Below are 18,147 nucleotides of genomic sequence, written 5' to 3'. Positions count from 1 at the left end.
GGCACCGACAGCCCCCAGACTGAAGTTCTCACCGGCGCCGCCGCGACGGTGCGCAGCCTTGAGGAGCTTGGCGTAGAGACCGTCTTCGGCCTGCCGGGCGGCGCGGTGCTCCCGCTGTACGACGCGCTGGCGCACGCCGCCAAGCTCCGCCACGTCCTCGTCCGCCACGAGCAGGGCGCCGGCCACGCCGCCGAGGGCTACGCCTTGGCCTCCGGCAAGGTGGGCGTGTGCATCGCCACCTCCGGCCCGGGCGCGACCAACCTGGTCACCGCGCTGGCCGATGCGTACCTGGACTCCGTGCCCATCATCGCGATCACCGGCCAGGTCGGCTCCCCGCTGATCGGCACCGACGCCTTCCAGGAGGCAGACATCCGCGGCATCACCATGCCGATCACCAAGCACAACATCATGGTGACCCGCACCGAGGACATCCCGGCCGCGCTCGCCGCCGCGCACCACATCGCGTCCACGGGCCGCCCGGGCCCGGTGCTGGTGGATATTCCGAAAGATGTCCAGGCCAACGAGGCGCCGTTCATCTGGCCGCCGCACGTTGACCTGCCCGGCTACAAGCCGAACACCAAGCCGCACAACCGCCAGATCTCCCAGGCCGCGAAGATGATCTCCCAGGCCGAACGCCCGGTGCTCTACATCGGCGGCGGCGTGGTCAAGGCCAACGCCCACATGGAGCTGCTGGAGTTTGCTGAGCTCACCGGCATCCCGGTCGTGACCACCCTGATGGCGCTCGGTGCGTTCCCGCAGCACCACCCGCTGTACATGGGCATGCCGGGCATGCACGGCTCAGTCCCGGCCGTCGGTGCGCTGCAGGAATCCGATCTGCTCATCGCCATCGGCACGCGTTTCGACGATCGTGTCACCGGCGACACCAGCTCCTTCGCACCCCTGGCAAAGACCATCCACGCCGATATCGACCCCGCCGAGGTGGGCAAGATCCGCGCCGTCGACGTGCCGATCGTCGGCGACGCGAAGCGCGTGCTCGCGCAGCTGACTGACGCGTTCAAGGACGCTAAGCGCAACGCCGCCCCGGAGATCGATGCCTGGATCGCGCGCCTCGGCGAGCTCAAGGAGCGCTTCCCGCGCGGCTACGACGAGCAGTCCGACGGCAAACTCTCCCCGCAGTTCGTTATCGAGACCTTGTCCAAAGTTGTCGGCCCCGAGGCGATCTACGTGGCCGGCGTCGGCCAGCACCAGATGTGGTCCGCCCAGTTCATCGATTTCGACCGCCCGCGCCACTGGCTCAACTCCGGCGGCTTGGGCACCATGGGCTACGCCATCCCGGCGGCGCTCGGCGCGAAGGCCGGCTGCCCGGAGAAGGAAGTGTGGGCCGTCGACGGCGACGGCTGCTTCCAGATGACCAACCAGGAGATCACCACCGCCGCCCTCGAAGGCTTCCCGTTCAAGGTGGCGCTGATCAACAACGGCAACCTGGGCATGGTTCGCCAGTGGCAGACCCTCTTCTACGAGGGCACCTACTCCCACACCAAGCTCGGCGGCGAGACCGCCTACGTCCCCGACTTCGTCAAGCTCAGCGAAGCGCTCGGTGCCGAGGCCATCCGCGTGACGACGGAAGAGGAGGTCGTGCCCGCTATCGAGCGCGCCCGCGAGATCAACGACCGCCCCGTGGTCGTCGAATTCATCGTCGGCGAGGATGCCCAGGTGTGGCCGATGATTGCCGCCGGCGCATCGAACTCCGACATGCAGTACGCCCTCGGCATGCGCCCGTTCTTCGACATGGAGGAGTCCGCGGGCGAGACCCCGGAGGCCATCCACGACACCATTGACGCGATTACCGACGCTCAGGATCACACTCACCAGGAGGGGAACCAGTAATGGCTCACGAAGACGAACACACTCGCAACATCCTCTCCGTCCTGGTGCAGGACGTGGACGGCATCATCACCCGCGTGACCGCCCTGTTCACCCGCCGCGGCTACAACCTGGTCTCCCTGGTTTCCGCGAAGACCGAGACCGAGGGCATCAACCGCCTCACCATCGTGGTGGACGCTTCCGAGTACGCCATCGAGCAGATCACCAAGCAGCTGAACAAGCTGATCCAGGTAATCAAGGTCCTGCGCCTGGAGGACGACACCACCATTGCCCGCTCTCTGATGCTGGTGAAGGTCAACGCCTCCAACCAGACGCGAGCCCAGGTGGTGGAGACCGCGAACATCTTCCGCGCCCGCGTGGTCGATGTGTCCCCGGATTCCGTTGTGATCGAGGCGACCGGCACCCCGGCCAAGCTGCGCGCGTTCCTGGACGTCATCGAGACGTTCGGCATCCGCGAGCTGATCCAGTCCGGACAGGTAGCCCTGACCCGCGGCTCCAAGACCATGGCGCCGTCCAAGAAGAACAACTAAAAACAATCGACCGCGGGACGGTTCGGCACACGGCGGTGTGCCATAATATGAAACGACCGTCCCAATCTATAGGAAAGGTGAGTGTTCCACTCATGGCTATTGAAGTGCTGTACGACCGCGACGCGGACCTGTCGATCATCCAGGGCAAGAAGGTCGCCATCATCGGCTACGGCTCCCAGGGCCACGCCCACGCGCAGAACCTGCGCGAGTCCGGCGTCGAGGTGGTCATCGGCCTGCGCGACGGTTCCAAGTCCGCCGAGAAGGCGAAGGAAGCCGGCTTCGAGGTCAAGAACAACGCCGACGCAGCTGCGTGGGCAGACGTCGTCATGCTCCTGGCTCCGGACACCTCCCAGGCCGAGATCTTCAAGAACGACATCGAGCCGAACCTCAACGCCGGCGACGCGCTCTTCTTCGGACACGGCCTGAACATCCACTTCAAGCTCATCGAGCCGGCCGAGGACATCACCGTCGCCATGGTCGCTCCGAAGGGCCCGGGCCACCTCGTGCGCCGCACCTTCGCCGACGGCAAGGGCGTGCCGACGCTCATCGCAGTCGAGCAGGACCCGAACGGCAACGGCCGCGACCTCGCACTGTCCTACGCTGCAGCGATCGGCGGCGCCCGCGCCGGCGTCATCCCGACCACCTTCGAGGCAGAGACCGTCACCGACCTCTTCGGCGAGCAGGCCGTGCTCTGCGGCGGCCTCGAGGACCTGATCATGTCCGGCTTCGAGGTGCTGACTGAGGCTGGCTACGAGCCGGAGATGGCCTACTTCGAGTGCCTTCACGAGATGAAGCTCATCGTCGACCTGGTCTACGAAGGTGGCCTGGCCAACATGAACTACTCCATCTCCGACACCGCTGAGTTCGGCGGTTACTTGGCTGGCCCGCGCGTCATCGACGCTGGCGCCAAGGACCGCATGCGCGACATCCTGAAGGAGATCCAGGACGGCACCTTCACCAAGCGCCTCGTCGCCAACGTGGAGAACGGCAACAAGGAGCTCGAGGACCTGCGCGCTAAGGTTTCCTCCCACCCAATCGAGAAGACCGGTGCTGAGCTGCGCGACATGATGAGCTGGGTCAAGAACCCGCTCAACGAGACTGCGTAGGTTTTTGGCGCATCTCGCGCGCCTAGCGCACAGCTAACGCCCGCCCCCGAAAGCTCGGAGGGCGGGCGTTGTCGTAGAAATCGTCCTTGGGATCGCGCGACGCGGACTTATGTGAGGCCCTTCGTGGAAATAGGGGGATTTTTACGAGCCGACGGACTCCGCCGGCGGACCAATCCAGCGCACCTTGCGCAAAAGCGCCCCTCCCGCTCGCACTGGGCGAGGGGAGGGGCGCGAAGCTACGTCGTAAAGACGCTGCGGCGACCTTTCGGTCGCTCAGGGCCAACTAGCTGGTAGCCGGTGCAGCCTCGGACGGAGCGATGGTGTTGGTGACCTCGGAAACAACCTCGGTCTCGGTGACGGTTGCGTCGGCAGCCGGGGACTCGGTCACGGTGCCGCTCTCGACGGTGGTGGTCTCCTCGACGACCTCGGTAGCCGCGGTGGTGGTGGAGGTCGTGGTGGTGGCAGCGTTGTCGTTGCCGTTGAAGAGGGAGAACAGCAGCCAGATCAGCAGCAGGGCAACGAGTGCGCCCAGCAGCCACTTCCACCAGCCGCCGCCACCGTTGTTCTCCTCGGTCACAGCGGTGGAGCCGGAGGTTGCGCGGACCGGCTGGGTCGTGGTGGTGCGCTCGGTGGTGACGTGGGTGGTCTCCGGGGTGGACTCCACGCGGCGGGTGGTGGACTCGGTGCCGCGCAGGGTCGGATCGACCTCAGAGTTGAGGTTCGGGTCGATGTTGCGGTTCGGATCGTTCGGGTTAGGAGTGGTCACGGGAGTGTCCTTTCGTTCTAAGTTTGCAGACCTTGTGGCCAATGACACGCCACCGTACCAAAAGTCTCACCTCAACTATCAAGTCGTAGTTGAAGATTTAGCTACCTATTCCGGCATTTCTGCACGTCACGTCGGCAAAGCCGCTGTCGGCCCTGGTTTTCAATAACTTGTCAATAAGGTGAATGCATTCCTAAACTCGGTCGTATGAGCACCGCGCACGTCGAGCCCCACCACCATCACCACGGCCATGCGCACGGCCACAACCACCACCACGGGGTGGTGGACGCGCCGCTGCGTGCGCTCGTCACGGCACTTTCCATTACGACGATCGTGTTCGTCGCCGAAATCATCGGCGGCTGGATCTCCGGCTCGATGGCGCTCATCGCGGATGCCATGCACATGCTCTCGGACGCGGCCGGGCTGATTATTGCTGTCCTTGCGGTCTTGGCCGGGCGTCGGAAAGCATCAGGCACCGCCACCTTCGGCTACCGACGGGTGGAGGTGCTCGCGGCGCTGGTGAACGCGGCGACAGTGATCGGTATTGCCCTTGTCATTGTGGTGGAGGCGGTGCGGCGTCTGCGGTTCCCGGAGCCGGTGGAGCCGAGAACGATGATGGGCGTGGCGGTGATCGGCCTGGTGGCCAACATCGCGTCGGCGTGGGTGCTGTCGCGCCACCGCGGGACGTCGATCAACGTGGAGGGTGCCTACCTCCACGTGCTCGTGGACCTGCTGGGGTCGGTGGCGGTCATCGTCGCGGGCGTGGTCATCATGCTCACCGATTTCACCGCGGCGGATGTTGTGGCCTCGCTGGTGATTGCGGCGATGGTGCTGCCGCGCGCGTGGCAGCTGCTGCGCAACTCCGCGCAGGTGCTGCTGGAGCAGGTGCCCCCGGGTTTTGCGGCGGATGAGGTGGAGCCCGCCCTGCGCGACGTGCCTGGCGTGGCCGGCATCCACGATCTGCACCTCTGGTCGCTCGACGGCGTCTCGGTCCTCGCCACGGTGCACGTGGTGGTGGAGGACGACACGGATGCCGGCGCGCTGCTGGACGCGGTGCAGGAGCGCCTCCACGCCCTCGGCATCGACCACTCGACCATCCAGCTTGAGCGCCCTGAGCACCTACATCACGAGAGCATTTGCCAGAACTGATCTACAGTTTGGGGCATGGGCTTTACCACGCCGAGTTATTCACTGATCGATCTCTTCGCCAGGGCAGAGCGCGGCGAGCTGCAGCTGCCCGACTTCCAGCGCGAGTACATCTGGGATGTCGACCGCATTCGCACCCTTATTACTTCGGTGCTGCGCGGTTACCCAGTCGGTTCGTTCCTCGCGCTGGACACCCGCAACTCCCCGGTCCGCTTCCGTCCGCGCCCGCTTGCAGGGCTCGACGTGCAGGGTGCGCAGCCGGGACTTCTGCTTCTCGACGGTCAACAGCGCCTCACCTCCCTGTACCACGCATTCAAGGGCGAGGGCTTGATTCCGACGGTGGATTACCTCGGCGAGCCGATCAACCGGCGATTCTTCGTCGACGTGCGCGCGGCGGTCGCTTCTGACCCGATGCCTGTGGAGTCCGTCTTCGCGGTGGATGAGGAAGGTCGGATCCGCTCCCACTTCGGCCCGGTGATCGACGGCGGCATCACCACCCGCGAGGACATGCTGCGCCACGGCGTCATTCCCGTCTCGCTGCTCCTGTGGAAGCAGGGTAACGACTTGCTCATCGACATGGCGGCGGGGGCGGAGGACCCCGAGATGCGCGAGGCAGTGAAGAAGTTCCAGAACGAGGTGCTGCGCTGGCTGCCGGCCTACGACGTGCCGGTGATCCGCGTCGACCGCGACACGTCCCGCGTCGGCGTCGGCCAGATCTTCGCCCACGCCAACTCGGCCGGCGTGCAGATGGATGTCTTCGAACTCCTCACGGCGATGTTCGCCTCTCAGGACCCGGATTTCGTGCTCGCGGAGCACTGGGCGAACGTCGAGAAGCAGTTGCGTGCGTACCCTGCGTTGGACCGCATCGGCCGCATCGAGTTTCTCCGGGCGCTCGCCCTGCTCGTGTCCAGCCGCCGCGGCCACGCGACGGGCCACCGCGGCGACATCCTCGCGATCTCGCTCGACGAGTACCGCGCGCACGCCGACGAGGTGCTGAACGCATTTGTCCAGGTAGCCGAGTTCCTGGCGGACCGCAGCATCTTCACCGTGGAGCAGGTGCCGTACTCGGCCCAGCTCGTGCCGCTGGCGACCATCCTGGCGCGCCTCGCCGAGCACCCGGGCGCGCTGGAGAATCAGGATGCCCAGGACCGCCTGAACCGCTGGTTCTGGTCCGGCGTGTTCGGCGAGCTCTATGGCGCCCACGCGCCGACCATTCGCGCTGGTCTCGATGTCACCGAGGTCACCCCGTGGGTGCTGGGCGAGACCGACGAGGTGCCTAACACCGTGGCGGACGCGGAATTCGCGACATCCCGTCTGCTTTCCGCGACGGCGGACAGCGGGATTTACCGCGGCATGTTCGCTCTGCTCATGGCTCGCGGCGCGCGGGATTGGCGCACCGGCAAGGCGTTCGACAGGGAAACGATCGCGGAATTGCAGCCGTCCTTTAATACTGTCTTCCCGCCGAACTTCTGCGCGAGCATCGGCGCCGACTCTGCGCTGGCGAACTCGGTGCTGAACCGCACGCCGATGGGCCGCCGCACCGAGGTGGTCATCGAGAACAACGCGCCGAAGCGCTACCTCCCGCGCCTGCAGTCCAAGTCGCTGCTCGACGACGCCGAGTTCGACGCCGTCATCGAGGGCCACGAGATCAACGCGAACCACCTCCTGGCCTCCGACTGGGAGGCGTTCTTGGAGGATCGCCTCACCCGCTTGATCGGCATGGTGGAGTACGCGCTGGACAAGCCGGTGATCCGCGACCTCGACTGCATTGCAGCCGAGCCGCACGGCGACGGCGCGAACGATGGCGCCCCGACCATGGCGGATCACGTGGACACCGCCGGGCATAATGACGGGCACGATGCCGAGCAGTAAATACGCCACCCGTTCCAGAGCTGCCCGCGCTGTCACAGCCCTCGTCGCCGGGGCATTGACTCTGGCGACCGCTACAGCGTGCGGCGGAGAGCAGAAGAGCCTGGACCCGCTGAGCCAGGCCATCGCAGTGAATGAGTCGCGCCACGTGGACACCCGGTTCGACGAGCGCCCGGTAGTCATCGACGACTCGAAAGGCATTACCAGCCTGCGCCACTTCTTCCGCAACTCCGAGACACTCGTGGTCTCCGACGACACCATTGCCGCGCAGCTGCGTGCCGCATCGATCGCTGTGGCCGCGCACGCGCCCATGATTGTCTACGACCCGGCCCGCCACCAGGAGATCTCCCACGAAGTCGAGCGGTTGAGCACCCACACCGTGCTCACGGTCGGCGAGGTCAACCTCGCGCGCACCTCCGGCCGCGTGCGCGTGCACCGCGATCCAGGCGGTCTCGAAGCGCTGGGGGAGATGATGTCGGTGCGTTTCGACGAATCCCTGGTGGCCTCCCCGCAAGACGCGGCCGCGGCGGTGGCGGGCCTGAACCCGAACGAGCCGACGTGGGCGCGCGCAGCGTGGGCGGACCCCAAGGTGATGGTTGGCGCGGAGGCGAAGCCATTTCCCATCATGTCGCGGCGCGACGCCGACATGGCTCCCGTGGTGGTGGCGACGGCCGAGAGCTCCATCGCCTCGATCGCGAACGCGCGCAGCTTCGGCGCACAGGTGACGATTGTGGATGACGCGGATCCCCGAGCGTCGGAAAGTGCACTGTTCGCGATGGCGGGTCTCTCCGACGAGCCACTCATCGCCCTTGGCGGGCAGTTCGGCACCGACAAGGAGCTGGCGGCGAGGATTATGCAGGCGGAAGAAATTTATTTGCAGCGCAATAGCGACAAGGCGAGGTAAGCGCACTAAGGTATGCGGGGAACTATTCACCCCGCTCTCACAGGAGATGGAATTCCCGTGGCTAAACCCGTCGTTCTCATTGCAGACAAGCTCGCCCAATCCACCGTTGAAGCCCTCGGAGACGCGGTGGAGGTGCGCTGGGTCGACGGCCCGAATCGCGCCGAGCTGTTGGCCGCCGTGCCTGAGGCGGATGCGCTTCTCGTGCGCTCCGCAACGACGGTGGACCGCGAAGTCATCGAGGCTGCGCCGAACCTGAAGATCATTGGCCGTGCGGGCGTGGGCCTGGACAACGTGGACATCGCCACCGCCACCGAGCGCGGCGTCATGGTTGCGAACGCCCCGACCTCCAACATCCACTCCGCCTGCGAGCACGCCATCGCGCTGCTGCTTTCCACGGCCCGCCAGATCCCGGCCGCGGAGAAGACCCTGCGGGGCGGCGAGTGGAAGCGCTCCGCGTTCAAGGGCGTGGAGATTTTCGGCAAGACCGTCGGCATCGTCGGCTTCGGCCACATCGGCCAGCTCTTCGCGCAGCGTCTGAGCGCGTTCGAGACCACCATCATCGCGTACGACCCGTACGCGAACCCGGCCCGCGCAGCCCAGCTCGGCGTTGAGCTCGTCGAGCTGGAGGAGCTCATGGCGCGCGCGGATTTCGTGACCATCCACCTGCCGAAGACCAAGGAAACCGCGGGCATGTTCAACGCGGACCTGCTGGCCAAGTCCAAGCCGGGCCAAATCATCATCAACGCTGCCCGAGGCGGCCTCGTCGACGAGCAGGCGCTTGCCGACGCCATCAAGGAGGGCCGCATCCGCGGCGCCGGCTTCGATGTGTTCGAGACCGAACCGTGCACGGATTCTCCGCTGTTCGCCCTCGAGGAGGTTGTGATGACCCCGCACCTGGGCGCGTCCACCGTCGAGGCGCAGGACCGCGCGGGTACCGATGTCGCCGATTCCGTGCTCAAGGCGCTCGCCGGCGAGTTCGTGGCTGACGCAGTGAACGTCACCGGCGGCAAGGTGGGCGAAGAGGTCGCCGGCTGGCTCGACCTCGCCCGCAAGCTGGGCCTACTTGCCGGCAAGCTGCTCGACGAGGCGCCGGTGTCCCTCAAGGTCACCGCCCGCGGCGAGCTGTCGACCGAGAACGTCGAGTCCCTCGGCCTCTCCGCTGTGCGGGGCCTGTTCTCCGGCATCGTGTCGGAGCAGGTGACCTTCGTTAACGCGCCGCAGATCGCCGAGTCCCGCGGCCTCGAGTACACCGTGGCCACCGAGACCGAGGCCCGCGCGCACCGCAGCGCGCTCGAGGTGCAGGTTGTCGGCGCGACCGGCGAGGTTGCCACGGTGGTCGGCGCGCTGACCGGCCTGGAGAGCGTGGAGAAGATCGTGCGCATCAACGGCCGCGGCGTGGACATGCGCGCCCAGGGCCGCAACCTGTTCCTGCGCTACACCGATGCCCCGGGTGCCCTGGGCAAGGTGGGCAGCAAGCTGGGCGATGCCGGCATCAACATCGAGGCCGCTGCGCTCACCCAGGCCGCCAAGGGCGACGGCGCGGTGCTGATCCTCCGCGTCGAGTCCGAGGTGCCGGAGGATCTCGAGGCTGCGATCGCCGAATCCATCGGCGCGCAGTCCATCCAGATCGACCTGGACTAGGGGCTATACCTGGGGTGCGCGGTCCTGACAACCGCGCGCATGTCTTCGACAATGGACAGCGAACCTGTTTCCAACCATTGCTAAGGAGATCCCCATGGATAAGAAGAAGGCTGTCGTTCTCGGCGGTACCGGCCTGCTCGGATTCGCAACGGTGCAGGAGCTGGCACAGCGCGGCTACGACGTGTTCTCGGTTGCGCTCGACCTGCCTTCCGACGACTTGTTCGCAGGTCTGGAGGACAGCGTCCACTCCGTGATCGCGGACGTCAACGACATGTCGGACGACGAGATTCGCGAGAAGCTCGAGGGAGTCTACGCGCTCTTCTACGCCATCGGCGCCGACGAGCGCGTGCTGCCGGATGCCCCAGCTACCCGCTTCTTCTACGAGGCCAACGTGCTGCCCACTCAGCGCCTGGCCCGCCTCGCCCGTGAGGCGGGGGTGAAAAAGTTCGTGGTCTACGGCTCCTACTTCGCCGAGTTCGCGGAGCGCCTGCACGAGACCGACCTCATCCACGAGGGCTACCCGCTGACGCGCCTCATGCAGGAGCAGGTCGCCTTCGCGGAGGGCGACGGCGCAATGGACGTGACCTCCCTGCGCCTGCCGTACATCTTCGGACACATGCCGGGCCGCATGCCACTGTGGAAGATGTTCTCCGACCAGATGAAGCAGACCGAGGTCTTCCCGGTGCACCCGGGCGGTAAGACCGCCGCTGTGACCGTCAAGCAGGTCGCGCAGGCGGCCGTCGGCGCGGCAGAGCAGGGCAAGCACCGCGGCACGTACGCGATCAGCGAGTACAACCTGCCGTTCACGGAGTTCTACCAGATGTTCATCGACAAGATGGGCCTGGACACCAAGCTCATGGAAATGCCGTACGAGGCCGTGCGCGAGCAGATGGCGCAGCTGGACCAGCACGCTGCATCCGAGGGTAAGGAGCACGGCATCAAGATGGAGCTCGCTGGCGAGCTGCGCGCGATGGACCTCTCCATCGATCCGGCCGAGACCAAGGAGACGCTCGGCTACGAGGACGATGACGTGATCGCGGCAATTGAGGAGACCATCGACTACATCATCGAGCACGAGTAGTCGCCCGCGACTGCTAGGCGGGCTGATACCCTCGGGACACATACAAAGTGTCCACCTAGTAGGAAAGGCGTCTCAAGATATGAAGATCGCAGTGATCGCCGGCGACGGCATCGGCACCGAGGTCATGGCGGAGGGACTGAAAGTCCTCCACACCGTCCGCGACGACGTGGAGACCACCGAGTACGACCTCGGCGCACGCCGCTACCTCAAGAACGGCGAGCTGCTGACCGACGATGACTTGGCCAGCCTCAAGGAGCACGACGCGATTCTCCTCGGCGCCGTCGGCGACCCGGAGCGCGTCCCGGCCGGCATCTTGGAGCGCGGCCTGCTCCTTCCGCTCCGCTTCAAGCTGGACCACTACGTGAACCTGCGCCCGTCGCGTCTGTACCCGACGTCGATTAGCCCGCTCGCGAACCCCGGCGACATCGACTTTGTTGTGGTGCGCGAGGGCACCGAGGGCCTCTACGCGGGCAACGGCGGCACCCTGCGTCAGGGCACCCCGCACGAGGTGGCGTCCGAGGTCAGCCAGAACACCTACTACGGCGCGGAGCGCGTGGTGCGCTACGCCTTCGAGCTGGCCATGACGCGCCGCAAGAAGGTCACGCTGGTGCACAAGACCAACGTGCTGGTCAACGCCGGCGGCCTGTGGCAGCGCGTCGTCGACGAGGTGGCGACCGAGTTCCCCGAGGTCGAAGTGGATTACAACCACATCGACGCGGCCACCATTTACATGGTGCAGGACCCGGCGCGTTACGACGTCATCGTCACCGACAACCTTTTCGGCGACATCCTCACCGACCTCGCCGGTGCCGTCGCGGGCGGCGTGGGCCAGGCCTGCTCGGGCAACATCAACGCGTCGCGCGAGATGCCGTCCATGTTCGAGCCGGTCCACGGCTCCGCGCCGGACATTGCTGGCCAGGGCATCGCGGACCCGACCGCCATGATCCTGTCCGTGGCGATGATGCTGCGCTTCCTCGGCGACGAGGCCAATGCCACGCGCATCGAGGAGGCCGTCGAGGCCGATGTCGCCTCCCGCGACAAGACTGCGGTCCGAACCGCCGAGTTCGGTGACCGCATCGCGGCCGCACTGCGCTAGTCTGCGCACCATGCTGTATCGCCCCTCCCGTCCCCGCACCGTCGTAATCATGGCCGCCGCGAGCCTCGTGCTCGCCGGCTGCGGGGAGGAGGGGCCTTTGCTTGCCGACGGCGCGAAAGAGCCCGCCAAGCTAGAGATGACCGGCCCCGAGGTGATCCAGGACCCGGACGGCACCGGCATTGAGGTATCCCAGCGTTTGTACGAGGCGTCGGACGTGGTCGTCGTGGCCGATCCATCGCGTGAGGATCAGATGCGCGCCGCCGCGCTGGCGCTCGAGCTGGGTGCCCCGATGCTGGTGCGCCACCCGGGCCACGAGGAAGCCGTAGATGGGGAAATCTCCCGCCTCGGAGCCGACCGCGTGATTGAGGTGCCGGGGGATACCGATACCGACGACGCGGCCGCGATCGAGGCGGCCGAGCCGGTGGCCACCGATACGCTCAGCGATGTCGCGGCCATCGCCGCCCAGGAGGCTGCGAAGCCGATCGACCTCATCCTGCCGCCGATGCTCGCCACCGACGAAACCTCCCGCGCCGCGGCTGCCACCGCCCGCGCCGCCGGCGCCGAGATCGAGGTGCTCGCTGCCGCGGACCCCAGAGCGACGTCGGAAAGCATGCGTACCGTGAGCGAGCAGGACACGCTCGCGCTCGGCCGGCAGTTCGGCAGCGACGAGGATTACGCGGCGCGCGTGGCGCTGGCCGGCAACGGCGAGCTGCCGGGCGGCGGCGGACTGGTGTTCCCGGGCCGCAGGATGATCGCGCTCTACGGCCACCCGTACGGCCCGGAGCTGGGTGTGATGGGTGAGCAGGGCCCCGCCGAGGCCGCTGCGCTGGCCGCCGAGTACGCCTCCTGGTACGCGCCGCTCGACGAGCAGCCGGTGATCCCCGCGTTCGAGGTCATCGCCTCAGTCGCCTCGGAGTTCCCGGGGGAGGACGGCAACTACTCCAACGAAACGCCGGCGGAGGATCTCGTGCCGTACATCGACGCGATCCTGGATGCCGGCGGCTACGCCGTCATCGACCTCCAGCCCGGCCAGGGCAACTTCCTCGAGCAGGCGAAGATTTACGAGGAGCTGCTCAAGCGCCCCAACGTGGGCCTCGCACTCGACGCGGAGTGGAAGCTCAACCCGGGCGAGCGGCCGCTCAGCCGCATTGGCAGCGCAACTGCGGCGGAGATCAACGAGGTGGCCGACTGGCTCGCCCAGCTCGTGCGGGACAACAACCTGCCGCAGAAGATGCTCATCCTGCACCAGTTCCAGCTGGCGATGTACCCGGACCGCGAGAACATCGTCACCGGCCAGCCGGAGCTCGCCTGGGTGCTGCACGCGGACGGCCACGGCGTTCCGGGCCAGAAGTTCGAGACCTGGGACGCGCTACGCCAAGACCTCGACCCGGCGTACTTCATGGCGTGGAAGAACTTCATCGACGAGGACACCCCGACGTTCACCCCGGAAGACACCTACGGCACCGTAGACCCGCGGCCGTGGTTTGTGAGCTACCAGTAAAAACCGGCCCGCGAGTGCATTTGCCCACGCTAATGTGAGTGCATGTCAGTCGAACTGGACGAGGTCTACACCTTCATCGCCCGGCACGAGCCGTTCAGCCACCTGCCCGAGGAGACGCTGAAAACCCTCCCGCCCACAATGGGCATCACCTACGTGCGCCGCGGGGACGTCGTCATCGCCCCCGGCCAGGTGAACGACACCCTCTACATCATCCGTTCAGGCGCGGTCGACGTGGTGGGGGAGGATAACCTGCTGCTGGACCGCCGCGAGGCCGGCCTCAATTTCGGCTACTCCACCCTGGTGGGCGAGCCGGAATCGCGCTACACCATGCAGGCGGTCGAGGACAGCGTCCTGCTCATGCTCCCGCGCGACGCCTTCGCCGCGCTGCTGGCCGAGCACCCGGACCTGGACCGCTTCTTCCAAACCGCGTCGCGCCGCGTGCGCGCCGCGGCCGACGATGTCCGCGACACCAGCTCGGCCGAGGTGCTGCGCACCCCGCTGAGCGACCTCATTGCCGGCCGCGAGCTAATCACCCGGCCCCAGTCCATCACCATCTCCGAAGCCGCCCAGGCCATGGACCAGCACAAGGTCACCTGCCTCGTGCTGCAGGGCGAGGGAAAGCCGGGCATCCTCACCGACCGCGACCTGCGATCCCGCGTCGTCGCCAAGAGCGTGGACCCGGCCCGCCCCGTCGCCGAGGTCATGACCTCGCCCGTGCGCACCATCGCCACCGACTCGCTGGTCTTCGAGGCGATGCTGGTGATGAGCGAGCTCGGCATCCACCACCTCCCAGTCGAAGGCCAGGGAGGCATCGTCGGCGTGGTCACCTCATCGGATATCCTGCGCCTCCTGCAGACGGATCCGATCTACCTTGCCGCCGACGTGGAGACGAGCACCCTCGAAGAACTCGAAGGCGCCTACGGCCGCGCGGCAGAAGTCGCCGTCCGGTTCTTCGAACGCGGCGCATCCGCTGCCGAAACCCAGCGGCTGCTCACTTCCATCGCCGACTCGGTGGCGAGGCGGCTCTTTGTTCTCGCCGTCGAAAAGCTCGGGCCCCCGCCCGTACCCTTCGCCTTCGTCGCGGTCGGCTCCCAAGCCCGCGGCGAAATGGGGCCGGCCTCCGACCAGGACAACGCGCTGGTGCTCTCCAACGAGTACGACGAGGCCGCGCACGGCGCCTACTTCGCCGAGCTGTCCGACTTCATCTGCCAGGGCCTCGCGCGGGCCGGCCAAGCGCTGTGTCCGGGCGACATGATGGCGTCGAACCCGGCTTGGCGCATGACGGAGGCGCAGTGGGACCAGACCTTCCACGGCTGGGTCACCGCGCCGGAGCCGAACGCGCTGCTGCACGCGCAGGTGTTCTTCGATTTCCGCGCGATCCTCGGCGCGGGCGACGGCTGGCGCGAGATGGTGGACCGCGTGCACGACGCGGCCCTCGTGTCCGCGCAGGGGTCGCGCCGCCTGCACACGCACCTCGCCGCCCTGGCGACGTTCCGTGAGCCGCCGATCGGCTTCTTCCGCGGCCTCGTGGTGGAGCGCTCGGGCGAGTACGCCTCTACGTTGGATATCAAGAAGGGCGGCACCGCTGCGGTGGTGCAGATGGGCCGCCTCTACGCCATTACCGCTGGCAGCGGAGAGGTAGACACGCTGTCCCGCATCCGCGCAGCGGCCGGCAACACGGTGTCCGCAAAGGGGGCGGCGGACCTCATCGATGCCTACGAGTACCTGGCCAACCTGGCCATGCGCCACCAGGTCGCGCAGGTCCGCGCGGGCCAGCGGCCGGACTACCACATCGACCCGAAGGCCCTGCCCGAGCGCGACCGCGGCGCACTGCGCGACGCGTTCGGCGTGATCAAGTCCCTCCAGAACGCGCTGGCCAACAAGTACCCGACCAGGGCGGTGTAGCGTGTTCGGCCTGTTCAAGCGCCCCCAGGAGCGCACGCTTGCCGACGGCGCATACCTCGCCGTCGACGTCGAAACAACCGGCCTGAAACCCGAGCGCGACCAGCTCGTATCCATCGGGTGGGTGCCGGTGAACGGCAACGTGATTGACCTGTCCGGCGCGGAGTACTACGTCTTCGCCGGCGCGACGGTGGGGAATTCCGCCACCATCCACGGCGTGACCGACGACGACGTATCTCGCCTCGGCCAGGATCCGGCGGTAGTGCTCGCTGCGTTCGAGCGTGCCTTTGAAGGCCGGGCGCTGCTCGCGCATTTCGCGCAGATGGAGACCGGGTTCATTGCCAAGCTCTACCGCGACGTGCGCGCGGAGAAGTGGAAGCTTCCCGAACGCGAAGTCGTCGACACCTTCGCGCTGGAGCGCCGCCACATGGAGCGCATGGGCACCTACCCCCGGGGCGAGGATCTCCGCCTCGCCCGCGTGCGCGAGCGCTACAACCTCCCGCGCTACGAGAACCACAACGCGCTCACCGACGCCATCGCCTGCGCGGAACTTTTCCTGGCCCTCGAGGCGCAGCGCCGCGACAAGAAGTAATCGCCTCCCGCCCCCATGCCGCGCGGTATGCTCGTGCGCATGCGTTTTGGACGAATTGCCACACCAGAGGGGATGACCTTCGCGGTCATCGATGACGAGGGGACCACCGCGAAGGCCATCGCCGGCACCCCGTTCACCGAGCCGGAGTACACCGGCAAGGAATGGGCGCTCGAGGATGTCCGCCTCCTCGCTCCGACCCTGCCGTCGAAAATCGTGGCCGTCGGCCGCAACTACGCCGACCACGTCGCCGAGGTGTTCAAGCAGTCCGCCGAGCACCTGCCGCCGACCATCTTCATCAAGCCGTCCACGTGCGTCGTCGGCCCGGGCGCCCCGATCAAGATCCCGGACTTCGCCACCGGCGTGGAGTTCGAGGGTGAGCTGGCGATTGTCTACGGCGTCCCCTGCAAGAACGTGAAGGCCTCCGAGTGGAAGTCCGTGGTTCGCGGCGTGACCATCATCAACGATGTCTCCTCCCGCGACCTGCAGTTCCAAGACGGCCAGTGGGCGCGTGCGAAGGGCATGGACACCTTCGGCCCGATCGGCCCGTGGATCGAGACCGACCTGGATAAGTTCGATTTCGAGAACCTGCCCATCAAGGCGCACCTGACCCACGACGGGAAGACCGAGACCAAGCAGGACTCCAACTCGAACCAGATGATCATGAGCATCGGCGAGATGGTGGAGTGGGTCACCGCGTCCTTCACCATGCTGCCGGGTGACGTGCAGGCCACCGGCTCCCCGGCCGGCACCGCCGTGATGGTGCCGGGAGACTACATCGAGGTTGAGATCCCGGGCATCGGCAGCCTGGGCAACCCGGTCGAGCGCGCCTAAAGCCCGAGCGCGCCGAGGATGGTGCGCAGCTTCGCCGTCGTCTCGTCGAGCTCGGCTTGGGGGTCCGAGTCCGCGACGAGGCCGCCGCCCGCCCACGCGCGCGCCACGGTCCCGTCGCCGTTGACCTCGGCGCAGCGGATCGCCACCATGAATTCCCCGTCACCCGCCGCGTCGCAGTACCCTACCGCGCCGGCGTAGAAGCCACGGGGCGATTCGGTGGCGTCGATAAGCTCGAATGCCCCCGCGGACGGGGTGCCGCACACTGCGGGCGTGGGATACAGCAGGCGCGCGAGCTCCAGCGCGCTCGGGGCGGGCTCCCGCAGCGTGCCGACGACCGGAGTAGCCAGATGCCACATCTCATTCGTGCGCTCCAGAATCGGGCGCGCGGGTATGTCGAGGTGCGTGCACAGCGGCTCGAGGAGTGCGCGGATGTGCTCGACGACGTAGGCGTGCTCGTCGAGGTCCTTCGCCGACGTCGCCAGCCGCGCACCCGCCTCCCGGTCCGCGGCGGGGTCACCGTGGATGCGCGCAGCCGAACCCGCGAGCGGGTACGACGTGACCGTGTTCCCGACGCGTTTGACCAGCACCTCCGGCGACGAGCCGACCAAGAAGTGGCCTGCGCGACCCGCGGGCGTCAGGTCCGCGATGAAACCGTCCCTTGAAGCGGAGAGTTCGATGAGGCGCGCGGCGACCAAGCGCGGATCTACCGGCGGATCGAACGCGATGTCCACCGCCCGGGCGAGCACGACCTTTTTCAGGTCCGTGTTCTTGATCGTGTCCACCGCCGCAGCGACGCGGCCCAGGTGCTCGTCCGGCTGCGGGTCCACTCCGGCGAGGCGGGCGCTGAGCTGGGCGCCCGGGCCCCGGCGGTAGTAAGGGTGCGGATGGAGCGCGCCCGGCTCGCGGATGATGTGCTCTGGGACGGTGAGCGCCGCCGGCGCGGCGGCGTCGAACGGGAGCGCGCCGACCACCAGCTCGGCTTCTCCGCTGTTCAGGGCCTCCTGTGCCGCGTCCGCGTCGGTGAACGTCTGCGTTGCCCCCTGCGTGCGCACCGACCCGGCCGCGCGGGACAGCAGAAAGTCCGGCGCGCTTAGCGGGCGCGCCGGGTCGGCGGGATTGCTGGACGCTGGCTCAGACACGTGGATTGAGTCTATCGGGGCACGCGGGCGACCCCTCCGCCAACCCAGACCCCCATAGTGGGTACCCCATAGTGACGCGGCGGTGTCATGCGGTGTTTGCGCCACGTTTGAATACTTCGTGGAGTATCTCACGTGGGGTTGCGCCGTTGAGGATTTGGCGGGGTGTTTCATTGAGCTCGTTTTGCACCCAGGCCACGTGTT

At 67.1% G+C, this 18,147-nt stretch carries 15 protein-coding genes; 13 read left to right on the top strand and 2 right to left on the bottom strand.

Going from position 1 to position 18,147, the window contains the following annotated elements; genetic code table 11:
* The first annotated feature begins 48 nt into the window (after window positions 1-48).
* From M5J20_RS03575 to ilvC, 3 genes are all read left to right on the top strand, one after another.
* Window positions 49-1,848 carry an acetolactate synthase large subunit gene (locus tag M5J20_RS03575; RefSeq protein WP_253576917.1) on the top strand — a complete coding sequence of 600 codons (1,800 nt, stop codon included), beginning with the start codon at window positions 49-51 and terminating at the stop codon, window positions 1,846-1,848.
* Entirely contained in the window at window positions 1,848-2,375 is a 528-nt protein-coding gene (gene ilvN, locus M5J20_RS03570) for an acetolactate synthase small subunit (protein WP_253576408.1), read from the top strand. The genes M5J20_RS03575 and ilvN overlap by 1 nt, the downstream gene beginning before the upstream one ends.
* 92 nt (window positions 2,376-2,467) lie before the next feature.
* On the top strand, window positions 2,468-3,481 hold the full coding sequence (gene ilvC / locus M5J20_RS03565) for a ketol-acid reductoisomerase (protein WP_253576400.1): 1,014 nt from the start codon (window positions 2,468-2,470) through the stop codon (window positions 3,479-3,481).
* A gap of 283 nt (window positions 3,482-3,764) precedes the next feature.
* Here ilvC and M5J20_RS03560 read toward each other — a convergent pair whose 3' ends face one another.
* Window positions 3,765-4,247 carry a hypothetical protein gene (locus M5J20_RS03560; RefSeq protein ID WP_253576398.1) on the bottom strand — a complete coding sequence of 161 codons (483 nt, stop codon included), beginning with the start codon at window positions 4,245-4,247 and terminating at the stop codon, window positions 3,765-3,767.
* Between the two features lie 204 nt (window positions 4,248-4,451).
* On the opposite strand from M5J20_RS03560, the gene M5J20_RS03555 reads away from it, so the two are divergent.
* The 10 genes from M5J20_RS03555 (at window position 4,452) to M5J20_RS03510 (ending at window position 16,807) form a co-directional block, all read left to right on the top strand.
* On the top strand, window positions 4,452-5,393 hold the full coding sequence (locus tag M5J20_RS03555; RefSeq protein ID WP_253576396.1) for a cation diffusion facilitator family transporter: 942 nt from the start codon (window positions 4,452-4,454) through the stop codon (window positions 5,391-5,393).
* 15 nt (window positions 5,394-5,408) lie between these two features.
* On the top strand, window positions 5,409-7,262 hold the full coding sequence (locus M5J20_RS03550) for a DUF262 domain-containing protein (protein ID WP_253576394.1): 1,854 nt from the start codon (window positions 5,409-5,411) through the stop codon (window positions 7,260-7,262).
* Window positions 7,249-8,163 carry a hypothetical protein gene (locus M5J20_RS03545; RefSeq protein ID WP_253576393.1) on the top strand — a complete coding sequence of 305 codons (915 nt, stop codon included), beginning with the start codon at window positions 7,249-7,251 and terminating at the stop codon, window positions 8,161-8,163. Before M5J20_RS03550 ends, M5J20_RS03545 begins: the two co-directional genes overlap by 14 nt.
* Window positions 8,164-8,220: 57 nt before the next feature.
* Window positions 8,221-9,804, top strand: coding sequence for a phosphoglycerate dehydrogenase (serA, locus tag M5J20_RS03540; protein ID WP_253576392.1), 1,584 nt, complete (start codon window positions 8,221-8,223; stop codon window positions 9,802-9,804).
* 94 nt (window positions 9,805-9,898) lie between these two features.
* Window positions 9,899-10,885, top strand: coding sequence for an NAD-dependent epimerase/dehydratase family protein (locus M5J20_RS03535; protein WP_253576390.1), 987 nt, complete (start codon window positions 9,899-9,901; stop codon window positions 10,883-10,885).
* Window positions 10,886-10,964: 79 nt separating this feature from the next.
* Window positions 10,965-11,981 (top strand): 3-isopropylmalate dehydrogenase, encoded by a 1,017-nt coding sequence (locus M5J20_RS03530; protein WP_253576382.1) that lies wholly within the window; start codon window positions 10,965-10,967, stop codon window positions 11,979-11,981.
* A gap of 10 nt (window positions 11,982-11,991) precedes the next feature.
* Window positions 11,992-13,482, top strand: a complete 1,491-nt coding sequence (locus M5J20_RS03525; protein ID WP_253576381.1) for a cell wall-binding repeat-containing protein — start codon at window positions 11,992-11,994, stop codon at window positions 13,480-13,482.
* A 42-nt stretch (window positions 13,483-13,524) separates the two neighbouring features.
* Complete coding sequence (locus M5J20_RS03520) at window positions 13,525-15,387, top strand: DUF294 nucleotidyltransferase-like domain-containing protein (RefSeq protein ID WP_253576379.1); 1,863 nt, start codon at window positions 13,525-13,527, stop codon at window positions 15,385-15,387.
* Between the two features lies 1 nt (window position 15,388).
* Complete coding sequence (locus M5J20_RS03515) at window positions 15,389-15,976, top strand: 3'-5' exonuclease (RefSeq protein WP_253576377.1); 588 nt, start codon at window positions 15,389-15,391, stop codon at window positions 15,974-15,976.
* A gap of 39 nt (window positions 15,977-16,015) precedes the next feature.
* Complete coding sequence (locus M5J20_RS03510; protein WP_253576375.1) at window positions 16,016-16,807, top strand: fumarylacetoacetate hydrolase family protein; 792 nt, start codon at window positions 16,016-16,018, stop codon at window positions 16,805-16,807.
* Here M5J20_RS03510 and M5J20_RS03505 read toward each other — a convergent pair.
* Window positions 16,804-17,946, bottom strand: a complete 1,143-nt coding sequence (locus M5J20_RS03505; protein ID WP_253576373.1) for an isochorismate synthase — start codon at window positions 17,944-17,946, stop codon at window positions 16,804-16,806. The genes M5J20_RS03510 and M5J20_RS03505 overlap by 4 nt on opposite strands.
* Window positions 17,947-18,147 lie beyond the last annotated feature (201 nt).

It is taken from the genome of Corynebacterium stercoris, assembly GCF_024160105.1.
Classification (GTDB): Bacteria; Actinomycetota; Actinomycetes; order Mycobacteriales; family Mycobacteriaceae; genus Corynebacterium; species Corynebacterium stercoris.
This window is presented reverse-complemented; position numbering and strand designations above follow the sequence as displayed.

Excerpts from the sequence above, each read along its gene's own strand:
- ilvN (WP_253576408.1), top strand. The coding sequence starts at position 1,848 with ATGGCTCACGAAGACGAACACACTCGCAACATCCTCTCCGTCCTGGTG.
- ilvC (WP_253576400.1), top strand. The coding sequence starts at position 2,468 with ATGGCTATTGAAGTGCTGTACGACCGCGACGCGGACCTGTCGATCATC.
- M5J20_RS03555 (WP_253576396.1), top strand. The coding sequence starts at position 4,452 with ATGAGCACCGCGCACGTCGAGCCCCACCACCATCACCACGGCCATGCG.
- M5J20_RS03550 (WP_253576394.1), top strand. The coding sequence starts at position 5,409 with ATGGGCTTTACCACGCCGAGTTATTCACTGATCGATCTCTTCGCCAGG.
- M5J20_RS03545 (WP_253576393.1), top strand. The coding sequence starts at position 7,249 with ATGCCGAGCAGTAAATACGCCACCCGTTCCAGAGCTGCCCGCGCTGTC.
- M5J20_RS03535 (WP_253576390.1), top strand. The coding sequence starts at position 9,899 with ATGGATAAGAAGAAGGCTGTCGTTCTCGGCGGTACCGGCCTGCTCGGA.
- M5J20_RS03530 (WP_253576382.1), top strand. The coding sequence starts at position 10,965 with ATGAAGATCGCAGTGATCGCCGGCGACGGCATCGGCACCGAGGTCATG.
- M5J20_RS03525 (WP_253576381.1), top strand. The coding sequence starts at position 11,992 with ATGCTGTATCGCCCCTCCCGTCCCCGCACCGTCGTAATCATGGCCGCC.
- M5J20_RS03520 (WP_253576379.1), top strand. The coding sequence starts at position 13,525 with ATGTCAGTCGAACTGGACGAGGTCTACACCTTCATCGCCCGGCACGAG.
- M5J20_RS03510 (WP_253576375.1), top strand. The coding sequence starts at position 16,016 with ATGCGTTTTGGACGAATTGCCACACCAGAGGGGATGACCTTCGCGGTC.